10 protein-coding genes are annotated in these 13,851 nt (G+C 41.7%); 1 reads left to right on the forward strand and 9 read right to left on the reverse strand.

What is annotated here, in order from left to right; genetic code table 11:
- Positions 1-92: 92 nt before the first annotated feature.
- From gtfA to ACYSNU_RS16220, 5 genes are read right to left on the reverse strand one after another with little or no spacing between them, the layout of a single operon-like run.
- Complete coding sequence (gtfA, locus tag ACYSNU_RS16200; protein ID WP_461738209.1) at positions 93-1,538, reverse strand: sucrose phosphorylase; 1,446 nt, start codon at positions 1,536-1,538, stop codon at positions 93-95.
- Positions 1,539-1,542: 4 nt separating this feature from the next.
- Complete coding sequence (locus tag ACYSNU_RS16205; RefSeq protein WP_461738210.1) at positions 1,543-2,376, reverse strand: sugar ABC transporter permease; 834 nt, start codon at positions 2,374-2,376, stop codon at positions 1,543-1,545.
- Positions 2,376-3,725 (reverse strand): carbohydrate ABC transporter permease, encoded by a 1,350-nt coding sequence (locus ACYSNU_RS16210; protein ID WP_461738211.1) that lies wholly within the window; start codon positions 3,723-3,725, stop codon positions 2,376-2,378. Before ACYSNU_RS16210 ends, ACYSNU_RS16205 begins: the two co-directional genes overlap by 1 nt.
- 56 nt (positions 3,726-3,781) lie before the next feature.
- On the reverse strand, positions 3,782-5,002 hold the full coding sequence (locus ACYSNU_RS16215; RefSeq protein ID WP_461738212.1) for an extracellular solute-binding protein: 1,221 nt from the start codon (positions 5,000-5,002) through the stop codon (positions 3,782-3,784).
- Positions 5,003-5,024: 22 nt separating this feature from the next.
- Positions 5,025-6,713 carry an alpha-glucosidase gene (locus ACYSNU_RS16220; RefSeq protein WP_461738213.1) on the reverse strand — a complete coding sequence of 563 codons (1,689 nt, stop codon included), beginning with the start codon at positions 6,711-6,713 and terminating at the stop codon, positions 5,025-5,027.
- A 198-nt stretch (positions 6,714-6,911) separates the two neighbouring features.
- On the opposite strand from ACYSNU_RS16220, the gene ACYSNU_RS16225 reads away from it, so the two are divergent.
- On the forward strand, positions 6,912-7,895 hold the full coding sequence (locus ACYSNU_RS16225) for a LacI family DNA-binding transcriptional regulator (protein ID WP_461738214.1): 984 nt from the start codon (positions 6,912-6,914) through the stop codon (positions 7,893-7,895).
- Between the two features lie 147 nt (positions 7,896-8,042).
- Here the strand turns inward: ACYSNU_RS16225 and ACYSNU_RS16230 are convergent, their stop codons facing one another.
- The 4 genes from ACYSNU_RS16230 to ACYSNU_RS16245 all read right to left on the reverse strand — a co-directional run bounded on the left by ACYSNU_RS16230 (position 8,043) and on the right by ACYSNU_RS16245 (position 13,708).
- Positions 8,043-9,221: an MFS transporter gene (locus tag ACYSNU_RS16230; RefSeq protein ID WP_461738215.1), complete on the reverse strand. Its 1,179-nt coding sequence runs from the start codon at positions 9,219-9,221 to the stop codon at positions 8,043-8,045.
- A 103-nt stretch (positions 9,222-9,324) separates the two neighbouring features.
- Positions 9,325-10,044 (reverse strand): dihydrofolate reductase family protein, encoded by a 720-nt coding sequence (locus tag ACYSNU_RS16235; protein ID WP_461738216.1) that lies wholly within the window; start codon positions 10,042-10,044, stop codon positions 9,325-9,327.
- 150 nt (positions 10,045-10,194) lie between these two features.
- Positions 10,195-11,976, reverse strand: coding sequence for an ABC transporter ATP-binding protein (locus ACYSNU_RS16240; protein ID WP_461738217.1), 1,782 nt, complete (start codon positions 11,974-11,976; stop codon positions 10,195-10,197).
- Entirely contained in the window at positions 11,963-13,708 is a 1,746-nt protein-coding gene (locus ACYSNU_RS16245) for an ABC transporter ATP-binding protein (RefSeq protein ID WP_461738218.1), read from the reverse strand. The genes ACYSNU_RS16240 and ACYSNU_RS16245 overlap by 14 nt, the downstream gene beginning before the upstream one ends.
- Positions 13,709-13,851 lie beyond the last annotated feature (143 nt).

Here is a 13,851-nt window from a genome sequence, read left to right on the forward strand (position 1 = left end):
TCCAACTCCCACGCTCTTAACTTTCATCAGCAACTTCAAACCACAAAAAGTCCCTACAACGTTTTAATTTCCGTTGTAGGGCCAAATTTTATTTACTGTTCAAAAACCAACTTGCCATTTTCATGAATACTGAAGCTTTTTGTTTGGCAATCAGCCGTCAGTATTGCCATTACCTCACCCGTTTGATTTTTACGGGTAATGACAATTTCCGTTGCACTTGGTGTCTCCACGGTGATGCTGCCAGCTAAATCAAAGGCAACACTGTGATTGCGGAATTTCAATAATTCAAAGAGTTGTTGAACAACCGGCCGCTGAACTTCCTCCGCAATTTCAGCTAAGTCATAGTAATGGCGGTTGATGTTGCGGCCTTCTTTGGTGGCCTCTAAAAGCTCAATATCATTTTTTCCGGCCAGTAATCCGACATAATAAACCTGGGGAATACCTGGAGCAAAGCATTGCAGCGCCCGTGCCAACAGATAACTACGGTCATCGTCGCCTAATGCACTGTAGTAGCTGCTGTTGATTTGATAAATATCTAAGTTATTGTAGCTCTCAGAGGAATAAATTTTTTTAACATTGGCGCCAACTTTATACAATTCCTCAGAAGTATAGCTCAGCTCCTCCGGGGATAATAAATCCCGGGCGTCCACAACGCCGATGCCATCATGGGTATCTAATGTCGTAAATTGTTTCATCGGGCTCATCTTCAACCAATTTGCCAAAGGCGCTGTCTGACCGCTATATAGGCTATATAAAGTCAGCATCGGCAAAGCAAAATCATAGATAAAATAGTCGTGATCGGCAATTTTCATTTGGATTGAATAGTGCTCGTGAATTTCCGGCAATAACGCCACTTGATGTGTGGTCGCCACCGCCCTAACCTCGTCCAATAATTCCCAAATTTCCGGTTCAACAAAAAAGTCATTGGTGTCCAATTTTTTGATGGCATAGGCAAAGGCATCAAGGCGAATTAGCGAACAACCATGAGCCGCCATATCGGCAATCGTTTCTTGAATAAATTGTTTAGTAACGGCCTTCGTGACATCCAAATCAATCTGCTCTTCCCCAAAGGTATTCCAGACTAATTCCTGCTGACCATCAGCAAAGGTCACCTCTTGAAAAGGCGCCTTGTCTTTGCGTTTATAAATTAAGTCGATGTCAGCTTGTGTCGGTCGATTTTCAGGAAAGAACTCGTCAATTCGGATGAACATTTCTTTATAAGCGGAGTCTTCGTGCTTTTCTTTAAAGTCTTTAAAATAAGTTGATTGGCGGGAAATATGATTGATCATAAAATCAAACATCAGATAATATTTTTCTCCCAGCGCTTCAATTTCTGGCCAGTCGCCAAAAGCACTGTCCACCTCCCGATAATCAATCGGGGCAAAACCGCGGTCGCCCGTCGATGGAAAAAAGGGCAGCAGATGAACCCCGCCAATCACATCCGTTAAATAATTATCCAGCACTTGATTTAATTCTTTCAGATTTTTGCCTAAGCTGTCAGCATAGGTGATTAGCATGACTTGATTGGTTAGTTTCATTTTTTTATCCTTTCACAGAACCACCAGTGATTCCTTCGACATAATATTTTTGTAGATAGATAAATAAGATGGTAATCGGAATAGCAACAATTAAACAGCCAGCGGCAAAGGTCGTATACATGTGCTGCGCTGTTTCCTTATTAATCATGGAATATAAACCAATTGCAACGGTATATTTTTCAATGTTATCCCCCATGATGACCCGAGCAAAGATGAAATCCATCCAAGGATTCATAAAAGCCATCAAGGATGTATAGACAATAATTGGTTTTGACATCGGCAGGGTAATTTTGGTAAAGATTTGAAATTTGGTGGCTCCGTCAATCATCGCCGATTCATCCAATGAATGGGGAATCGTATCAAAGAAGCCCTTTGCAATATAAAAGGTTAGAGCAGCCGTTGAGGAATAGACAAAGACCAATCCGGTTAACGTTTGCGTCATTCCCACCGCCTTCAAGATAAAGTAGACGGCAATCATACTCATAAAAGCGGGAAACATATTCAAGACTAACGCCGCTTTTAAATAGGTGTTTTTAAATCGAAAACGTAAACGGCTCATGACATACGCCATTGAAATCGTAATAAACGTGTTTAATAAACAAGAAGCAATGGAGACGATAAAGGTGTTTTGCAACCATTTTAGAAAAGGAAAATCGGGATTCTCGGTAAATAAATATTTAAAATTATCCCAAGTGTATTCTTTCGGAAAAATATAAGAGACGAACTGCCCCGGTTCTTCCCTAAACGCTGTTAGTATCAGCCAAAAAATCGGGAAAATCCAGACCAATGCCAAGAGCCACAAAATGAGATTCAACGGGAGATTAAATTTTTTTGTCATTATGCACGACCGCCTTCCTTGTATGAGCTGGTACGAGTGTAAACGAGTAGAGAGACTACCGCACTTAAAATAAATGTAACAATCCCGATAACCGAGGCCAAATTGTAATCTGCATTATCCACAGTCAATTTATATAGCCAAGTTACTAACAGATCAGTTTCCCCTGCGCCATAGTAATTACTATTGGAGGGCAAGCCGCCAGTTAAGAGATAAATGACATTAAAGTTATTGATATTCCCCACAAATTGCTGAATCAAACTAGGTGCCATCACCATCAAAATTTGCGGAAAAGTAATACTTTTGAAAATTTGAAACGGATTGGCACCATCAATACGGGCGGCCTCCAGCTGCTCCTCCGGTAAATTAATGATGACCCCGGTTGTAATCAGCATCGAAGCGGGAATTCCAATCCACATATTGACAAAGATAATCGATATTTTGGCCCATAAGCCATTTGTCAGAAATGGCAACGGCGTATCAATTAAATTGGCATTCAGCAGCATCGTATTAATTGGCCCTGACGCATGCAGCAAGTTTTTCATTACCAATAAAGAAACAAACGGCGGAACCGCCATTGTAATGACAAATAAAGTCCGCAGAATTTTTTTGCCGACTACCCCTTTGGCATTCAGCATGATAGCTAAGATAACACCAAAAAAGAAACAGGTGAAGGTGGCAAAAGTCGCCCAGACCAAGGTCCAGCTTAACAGCGGGAAAAAGGTACCGGCAATGTCACCGGTTAAGACATTACTAAAGTTTGATAGCCCCACCCAATCAAATAAATTTTTCGGAGGCAGGTGATTGTGGTCATAGCTGGTAAAAGCGATAGAAATCATATAAACCAGCGGCAGGATAGTAAAGAATAAAATACTTAGACTAGGAATTGTTAATAGTGTCAGATAAAATTTGCCATCCATCAACTCCCGCACCTGTTCAACAAAAGTGGGGATGTGGCTATTTTCCTGTTGTAGCATATCTAAGTTTGCGGCACTTTTAATATTCATTCTCCACAAGTAGATAAAGCCCACTATGGCGAAAATTGTACAAATCCCAAAGATTAATAACAGCATGGAATTATCGCCGGCAATCCGCACCTTGAATCCTAAATTTTCATTATACAGCCAACTCTGATTGTTCACTCCCAATGTAACTAAATTGACCAAGGCTTGGATGCCGCTAGTTGCCATATAAAAAACAAAAATTAATTCTGTCGCTAAAAAGAACAGACCTTTAATAATTTGGCGGTGGGCTAAATTCCCCATTCCCATGATGAGAAAGGATAATCTAGTGGCGTTACTGCCATTTTTAAACACACTAAGCAAGTTTTCCTTCGTTTTTCCATTTTTCATTCTGCTTCCTCCATTTTAGTTTAGCTGGAAACAAACCCATTTTTTCTGGTGATTGCTTATTCTGATTCTGCTGGTTGAGACACATCTGCTACTAATTTATCTAGCTTCGCTTGCATCTCAGCGTTGCTTACTTTGCCTTCGTATGTGTCCACCAATAAAGCATTCATATTCGGCCAAAAATTTTTCATCTCCGGCAGTTTTGGCATTAAAACGGAATGTTCCTCCGTTGTGGCCTCTGCGACAGTGCTAGCTAATTGATCATTTTGGATCAGCTCGTTTTCCCGAGCGGCAATATTACTTGGCACTTGGTTCAGTTCTTCAAAAATAAATAATTGCGATTCTTCATTGCTGAGAAAGGCCGCGAAATCCATCGCTCTTGAAGGATTTTTCGAAGCCGCATTGACAACAAAAATCGGCACCCCGCTAAAAGCTTTTAAATTAATTTCACCATCGCCAAAATCCGCTTTAGGGTACACGACAGTTCCCATGTTTTCACCTAGAATTTCCTCAACATTCTGGGCATTCCAGACACCACTAAACAATGCCGAAATTCTTCCTTGTTGCAGGGCACTAATCTCGTCAGCATTCAAAGCAACAATATTTGGATTACTCTTGGCCGTGGCCACCCACTCTAAAACGTGGAGCCCTTGTTCATCGTTCAAAGTCGTTCCATTAACATCTTCACCATCTTCGCCGTATAATAAAGCGCCATTTGCAATAAACCACGGGGTTAAACGGTAATCGGCACCGGCTTCCGCAATATTTATCCCCACCTTACCTTTACTAGTTAAGGCATCCAAGGTAGTTAAATCCTCTTCGTCATAGACCCGTTTGTCATAATATAAAAACATGGCTTCGGCACTTGCTGGATAACCATAAAGAACATCTTGATAACTGGCAGCTTGATAAGCCAGCGGAATATTTTCCTCCCGTACAACCTCATCATATTTTTCATTTTCATAGACAGAGCCTGATTCCACCAGTTGTCCCAGCTGGTCGTGGGCTATCCGGATAACGTCGGCCGCTGCGTCGGCATCTTTTAACAGGGCATCGTCGGCTTCTTCGACTTCCACGACTTTGACCTCAACGCCCGTTTCATCTTCAAATTTTTCAGCCAACTCGCGATAAGCTGCTGCTTGATTGACACTAACCCACAATTTGATGGGTGTGGTATTTTCTGGTCCTGCCTCAATAATGTCATTGGCTGGATTTTCACAGCCCCCCAGTATTCCCAAAAGGGACAAAGAAGCTAACGCTAAAACTAGTTTCTTTTTCATGTCGGACCTCCTTTGATATATGCTAGTTTTCAGTTTGATAAATGATGACGGCTTGATAAGGTTGAATAACGACTTTTCCTCCATCGTTTTCGATGTCTGGATAATTATTACTCAAGACCTCTCCCGCTAATTCCGCTGGCTCAAAAGTAATAGCTGCGTCTTGAAAATTGACTACGACTACTAATTTTTGCTTATCTAAAATTCGTTCATAAGCAATCACATTATCCCGTTCAAGATACTTCGGAACCGTTCTCCCGTAGACAAATAAATCCTTGTATTTGGGATTTTTCCGGAGTTGAATTAAATTTCGATAATGGTGATAGACGGAATCAGGATTTTTCATGGCCGTTTCAACATTAATTGTCGAATAATTTTTATTGACCGGAAACCACGGTATCCCTTGGGTGAAACCAGCATTAGGGCTGGCATCCCACTGCATCGGCGTCCGCGAATTATCACGGCTGCGATAGGCCACTAAATCAAAAACTTTTTCGGCGTCGACGCCAGCCTGCAAGCCGGCTTTATAGTGATGGTGAGTAGCGACATCTTCATAGTCATCAATGGTGTCCAACTTAATGTTCTCCATCCCAATCTCTTCCCCCTGATAAATCACCGGAGTTCCTCTAAAGCCGAGGAACAAGGTGCCTAACATTTTTTTCGTCACATCAGAAATTTTATCCTGATTGCTAGCAAAATATTTATTGATAGAACGATTTTGATCATGATTTTCTAAATAGGTAGGTCCCCAGCCATATTTTTGCACCTCAGTCTGAACTGCAAAAAAGTAATCCCGCAGTTCGTTGACTGTCCAATCCGTTGGAAAATACCAAGCCCCTGTGTCGGGTACATCTAAATCTGCTGCTCGAAAATCAAAACACATATCAAAATAACCATCCGGTCCAATAAAAGCTGCCAATTCTTCATCGGGGACGCCAGCTTCAGCGATTGTCGTCACATCATAATTAGCAAAAGTTTTTTCCTTAAGCTCGGTTAATAACTCACCGACGCCCGGTTGATTAATAATATATTTATCAATGGAGACAAGTCCGTCTGCCCCATCCGCAGCAACGTTTCCTTCAACCATCTGCTTTTTGATATTGAGAATCGCATCAATTCGAAAGCCGGCAATTCCTTTTTCCAGCCACCAGTTAATCATGGTGTACAATTCTTGTTTCATCTCAGAATTTTCCCAATTTAAATCGGGCATTTCTTTGGTGAAGGCATGTAAATAAAACATATTGGGTTCATTTTGAACTGGCTCCCAGGCAGAACCGCCAAAATAAGAACGCCAATTGTTTGGCGGCTGACCATCAATGCCCTCTTTAAAGTAATAATAATCCCGATATTTACTCTCAGGATTTTTTAAGGCCTCTTGAAACCAGTGATGCTCATTAGAAGTATGATTAATCACCAAGTCTAGTAAAATCCCAATTCCTTTTTCCCGGGCTTTTTCGATGAGTTCATATAAATCAGCGTTACTGCCAAAAATATCCGCCACCGAATAATAATCGGCAATGTCGTAGCCATAATCGGCCCAAGGTGATTTATAGACCGGACACACCCAAATTGTGTCGATGCCTAAGTCTTTAAGATAGTCTAACTTTTGAATAATACCTTGAATATCGCCAGTCCCATCATTATTGGAATCCATAAAGCTTCTTGGATACACTTGATAAACGGTCGCTTCTTTCCACCATTTTTTTGTTTCCAAATTCTCAACTCCCCAATGTTTAACACAAATTTTCTAAAAAATCATTTATGTCAATCGTTTTCATAAATTGAGAATAACAGCCGCAAATGAAATTGTCAACCGTTTTCATATGATAATCGTTACCATATGATTTATTCCTTGCTATATCAAGTTTTTAAGCTATAATTAAATTAAGATTTTTCCTAAGGAGTTGAGCACATGGCCAGTATTGAAGACGTTGCAAAAAAAGCCCGGGTTTCAGTGACAACCGTTTCCCGTGCCTTAAATAATCATCCTTATGTCTCAGAAAAAACCAAAAAGAAAATTGAAAAAGCGATGGCAGAGTTAAATTATTTCCCCAATAATGTCGCCCAGCAGCTGCGGGGCAAAAAATCGAAAATGATTGGCGTGATTATTTCTTATATCACCAATCCATTTTTCGCTTATCTAGTCAATGAAATCGAAAAAACCGCCTTAGCAAAAGGCTATAACCTTGTTGTTTTACAAACTCAGGGCAATCTTGAGCTGGAGGATTTTTTCATTCAGCTGATTCCCAAAAAACAGCTGGACGGAATTATTGTCACCAATTTAGAACATGCCACGGACAATATTGTCCAGCTGATTGACGAAGGCAAAATAATTCTCTGCAATCGTTACATCGGCTCAAAGGATTTGCCGGTGATTCAAATTGATGAAGAGGCCGCCAGCTATCAAGGAACCAAGTTTTTAATTGAAAAAGGCCATCGTAAAATTGCCTTTTGTACCGGCAATATTCGCAATGCCCACGACCATCGCTTTAAAGGCTTTTTGAAAGCCTTAAAGGAAGCTGGCATCGAATTTTCTGACACAGATTATTACGAAAATATTTTAGGGGCTGCAGGCGGCCGCCAATTTTTACAAAAAATGATGGCTGCTGATACTTTGCGACCAACCGCCGTTTTTTCCAACGGCGATGAAGTGGCAGCCGGCATTATCAGCGAAGCCCGCAAATTTCAGTTAACTATCCCGACTGATTTAGCGGTCTTAGGCTTTGATGACCAACCGATGGCCGCCTTAACCAATCCGGAAATCACTACGATACATCAGCCGATTGAGGAAATGGGTCGGCTGGCAGCAGAAGCGTTGATTGCCAAAATTGAAGAACAACCAGTTCCCGAAGCAGCACCGTTAGAAACCCGCTTAATCATTCGGGAGTCAGTTTAAGCCCTGAAGGAAAATAACAATCACTCAATACACACAAAAACACCTCTTAAGTAATAGATTCTTGAAGTGCCCGCCGAGTTAGCATTTTAGGCTAACTTTTGCGGTGCTTCCTGCAAATCTATTCTAAAAGAGGTGGTTTTTTTGCTGTTAAACTTCTCCCAGATAAATTTTCCGATTAAAAATTGCCGTTAACACTGCGATGACAATAAAAATTATTCCGACAACTTGTAAAAGCAAACTTGGCTGATTAACGCCTAAAAAATTAAAACCTTGAATAAAGTAAGGCGAAAAGGTCGAGCCTAAATTATAGGCAATTAAAATTGCCGTTGTCCCAAACTTAGCGGAATCACCGCCAGCCGAGGTAAATAGATGATTGAAAAAAGGCATGATATTGCGAAAGGCAAAGCCCAAGCCGCCGGAAAGGAGAATTGTCAGAGGAATTGATGTTGAAATCGTCGTCAAAATGATAAACGTCCCCGCTAAAAAAGCTGCTGTCGGCAGGACATAATTTTTCAAAATGGTGTAGGTTTTGCCGAATAAATTTCCCGCGATAAAGGCGCCAATCGAAATGCCCGCAATCATATTACTCCCCTGTGTGGCATCGCCAATCCCCTTTTCTAAAAGCAGCGGAGTGATTTGCAGATTAAAAATAATAAACAAACCGACAATCACAAATAACAAACAAGCCAGCTGAATCATCTTTGCCTTGACTGCCGGAGCAGCTTTTGCCGTTATTGTTAAATCTGCGGTAGGCGCTTGTGCAGAGTTTTTTTGTTCTGGTAAAAAGAACAATACCAATACAAAGCCAATCAACGAAATGCCATAGACCAAAAAAGACAGCTGCCAAGAAATTTTAACCAGCTGGCCGACGCTGATTGTCATTACGATGCCCCCCAGCCCTTCAAAGGCACTTTCCAAACCTAGTGCCCGCGCCCGTTTCGTCAGAGAATCTTGATACAAAGCACTGACCATTTGGATAATCAGTCGATTGAATAACCCAATGCCTAACCCTAAAATACAGCGGGATAAAAATAATAGCGCAAAGGATTGACTAAACCAAGCCGGTAGCGTGCCAAAAATTGCCACAATCAATAAGCCTGCCAAAATTGTTTTCTTTTGCCCCAGCTGCTTTTCAACTATGCTAGTCAGAAAAACTCCGGCAATAATAAATAGCGCTGGAATTGTCGTAAACAAACTGATAAAAGTTTGGCTGACTGTGGGAAAGCTAGCCGCTATCGCCGGAATATTAGCAGAGATTGCCGGCGCCGAAGCAATCACCAAAGCCGCCGACAAGAGTGCGAGCAATTGTTTTTTTCGTTGATCCATCTTTTTTACTCCTCTAAACTCATTCTGTCTTTACTTTAGAGGAAAGCTGAGTAGACCACCAATACTTATAATATTTTTTTGTATGCCTTTAAAGCATGGAAGTTTATTTTTTAACTAAATAACGCAGCCACAAGCTGCCGTCTGTTTGCTTTTCCACTTGTTCTAAGGAAAAGGCAACGGCTTGATTGTCACTCAAATTGCCGCTTTCAAAAACCGAGGGACTATCAGAGGCGCCATCGGCCACTGGCGCCACCACCAGGCTGACTTCATCACAGACCCCCGCTTCAATAAATGACCAATTCAATAGTCCGCCGCCACCTAGCATCACTGAATCCAAAGCAAAATATTGTTGCAATTTATCCAGTGTCAGCTGTGGATCAATCTGCTTTTGACCAGCAATCAGATAGGGAATGTTTCGTTCCCGCAGGAAAGCTTTGTATTGGTCGCTGACTTTTTCCGTCAGCACTTCAATCACTGTTGCCGTCGTGTCTCTATAGGTAATCGTATTTTTTTGCCAGCCGAGTTTCCCCGAGGGATCAATCGAAATATAATAAATCTTTCGACCGGTCTCGGTGATAAAATCCCCATCAGGAACTTCTGGAAATTTTTCCGGCAGCTCTGGCTCCTGATAAAAAGTAAAATTATCATCCGTCGTTTTCCGGCCAGACAGCCAGCCTTGATTTTTGTAAAAAGGTGCTTGACCAAAAGCCAGTTGATAGAAAAAGTCGCCGGCCCGCTCTCCTTCCGGTGTCTCCATATACTTGCCGGTAATTTTTCCATCCAATGAAATCAGCATGTGACAAAAAACAAAAGGTTTCGTCATTATTCTTCCTCCTCTAAAATATTTTCTAATTTCACTTTAGAGGAAACTAGCTGAGTTGACCAATGCTTAGTTGGGTTTGGAGTATGCTTTGGGGGCATGGAAAAAGGTGGCGATTTTAAATTTCTAATCTCCACCTTTAACTTTTCTTTTCTATATCGCCCGCAACAAATCATACTGGGATTGATACAAATAATAATACAAGCCTCTAGCCACCATCAATTCATCGTGACTTCCAGCTTCAGCAATTTCACCTTTGTTGATGTAAAAAATCTTATCGGAATGTTTGATTGTCGATAGCCGGTGGGCGATGATAAAGGAGGTCCGCCCTTTTAGCAACTGGACCAAACCTTTTTGCAACAGCTCCTCGGTTTTCGTATCAATACTAGAGGTGGCTTCATCCAAAATTAAAATTTTTGAATCGGCTAGTAATGCTCGAGCAAAGGAAATCAATTGGCACTGACCAGCAGATAAGGTATTGCCCCGTTCTTCCACTACAGTTTGATAGCCATCCTTTAAATCCTTAATAAAATCGTGTGCCCGCACGACTTTCGCCGCCTCAATTACTTCTGCTTCTGTCGCATCCAATTTGCCGTAACGAATATTATCCATAATCGTGCCGGAAAAAATAAAGGTATCCTGTAGCATCACCCCCATTTGCCGCCGCAATGAATGTAGCGTGACATCCCGCACATCGTAGCCATCGATTTTGACACTGCCTGAAGATACATCATAAAACCGACTTAAAAGGTTAATAATCGTTGTCTTCCCAGAACCAGTTGGCCCAACTAAAGCAATACTTTGACCGGCTTCAACATGAAAGCTGACTTGATTCAAAATATTTTTACCCGCTTCATAGGAAAAGCTGACATCTTGAAAGTCAATGTCGCCGGTGATAGCAGGCAATTCAATCGCCGTCGGTGCATCTTGAATCACCGGTTTTTCGTCCAGCGTTTCAAAAATTCGTTCTAGATAAGCGGTGGCAGTAATTAGCGAATTATAAAAATTCGCAATATTGATAACAGGGTTCCAGAAATTATTAATATAAGAAATAAAAGCAATTAGCGTTCCCACGGAAACATCGACACCCATTTGCCTGACGCCAACAAAATAAATCAAGCTAGTGGTGATAACCGAAATATTTTCTACCCCCGGCCACATCAGAAATTGAATTTTAACCGCCTTCATAAAAGATTGGCGGCAATCATCGCTAACCGTTTGAAACTCCTGATAATTTTGCGCTTCCCGGGCAAAGGATTGGGTAATCTTGATGCCAGCAATGCTTTCGTGAATATAGGCGTTCATGTTTGATTGCTTGTTCGACAAGGTTTGGTAAGCCGCCCGCTGACGATTTTTAATAAACAGCACCATAATAATCAGCACCGGCAGCAATGCCAAGCTATACAATGTCAGTCTGAAATCAATCGCAAACATAAAGACGAGGGTAATCAAGATATTAAAGACATCCGATACGAGATTAATCAGGCCATTGCTCAGCAAATCGCTCAGCGTATTAATATAATTAACCACGCGTATCAAAATTTTGCCGTGGGGCCGATTATCAAAATAAGAAAAAGGCAGCTTTTGCAAATGTTGAAAAATATCAAAGCGCATATCCTTCAAAACATCTTGACCGATTTTCGTAATTTGGAAAATACGGTAGCGTAAGCAGAGACCGACAATGATTAATATTGCGAGAAAGCCAGCGCCAATCAACAGCAGTTCATTTGTGTTTCTTTGGGGAATCGATGTGTCAATTGCAATTTTGGTGAACAGCGGCAAGAGCATGCTTCCGCTATTTGCCAGAATAATTGTTGCTAAGACCAGCGCAATCGGCTTGCGGTAAGGCGTTACATATTGCCCTAAGCGTTTAAAATCTTGCCAGTTAAAACTTTTTTCTAATTCTTCATCGACATCGTATTTATTGCGAGCCATTTTCCTCAGCTCCTCCCAGTTGTCTTTGGTAGACTTCAAAATATTTGCCCCGTTTTGCAATTAATTCTTCATGGGTGCCCTGTTCAATAATTTTGCCTTTTTCCATCATCAAAATAACATCGGCTTTTCGCACAGAAGAAATCCGGTGGGCAATGATAAAAGTCGTCTTCTGCTGAGTCAGATTCGTCAATTTTTCTTGGATTTTAATTTCCGTCTCCATATCGACAGCAGACGTCGTATCATCCAAAATCAGGACAGCCGGGTCTTTGGTCAAAGCCCGGGCCAAGGAAATCCGCTGCTTCTGACCGCCGGAAAGACCAACGCCTCGCTCACCCACCAGCGTTTCATAGCCCTCTGGCATTCGATGAATAAACGCATCCGCATCGGCAATTGCCGCCATCTGCTGAATCATCTCTGGGTCGGCATAAGGATTTCCAAAAGAAATATTTTCGGCAATCGTATTGGAAAATAAAAAGACATCCTGCATCACCATCGAAATTTTTTCCCGTAATTGCCGCACTGGATAGGTCTTGATATCCTTGCCGTCAATCAAAACTGCGCCCGCCGTCGGGTCGTAAAAACGCCCGACTAAATTGACCAGTGTGGATTTACCAGAACCTGTCTCTCCTAAAATGCCAATCGTCTGCCCTTGTTTAATCGTAAAAGAGACATCAGCCAGAATTTCCTTTTCCGGATCATCAGGAAAAGCAAAAGACACATGGCGAAACTCCACATCTCCTTTAATTTGCTGAATATCCGCCGCCGCTCCAATAGGAATTTCTGATTTGCGATTTAACATTTCTCGAATCTTAATACAAGAAGCCGAAAAACGCTGAACATCATTAATCAGCCAGCCGCTCATCCGCAAGGGATTGTTCAGCATCCATAAATAGCCATTGAAAGCCACCAATTCCCCTAACGACATTTGACTGTTGATTACTAAAAAGCCACCCAACACCAAAACTGTCATGCCTAAACTACCCGCCAGTCCATCTAGCAATGGCAAATATTTTCTAGAAACTCCAGCCAGATCTAAATTCCGCTGTTTAAAATCAGCGTTAAAGTGATTGAACTTTTCAATCTCAAAAGCCTCTTGGGCGAAGGCTTTGACCACGCGATTGCCGCCGATATTCTCCTCGACCATCGAATTTAAACGGGAAAAGCTTTCGCGAATTTCAATAAATAATGGATGGGCATCCCGAGCCATGCGATTTGTCAAAATAAAAATAAACGGCGTAATCGCCACCAACGCCAGCGTCAGCCGCAAATTAATCGTACTCATCACAATAATTGCTGAAACAAACCAAATCACGCACTCCAACACGTTATAGCTGACCCACGAAACAAAATGGCGAATCGCATCCGTATCTCCCGTCATCCGGGCCATAATATCGCCGACCCGTGTGTGATTGAAAAAGCCAAAGTCCAGCTCCTGCAATTTTTGATAAAGGTCGCCCCGCAGCGCATAAATCGTGTCCTGACCCACCTGCTCCCAAATAATTTGATAACTATAACGAACAATCGTCCGCAGCAGTGTCGTGCCAATCATCACCGCCAACAGTGGCAGTAACAGCCCCGCATCCCCTTGATAAATCACCCGGTCCACAATAACTCCCGCAACATATGGATTGACAATCACCAATCCCGCATTCAATAAAATGAATAATAACCCCAGAAAAACTTTCCGTCTGTCCCTTTTGGCATAACGCCAAATCCACTGCAAATCTCCCATTTTCTTTTCACCTTCCTTTTAGGAATTTCCCTTTAGATTTTTTAAGAAAAATCCCACCTTGTTTGCATGTAAAAGTTTAATGAAAATAGTTGCCAATGAGAATGGATTTTCTTTGTCTAGATAATGTAAAATATTATTTATAT

This window comes from Enterococcus sp. LJL120, from assembly GCF_054871765.1.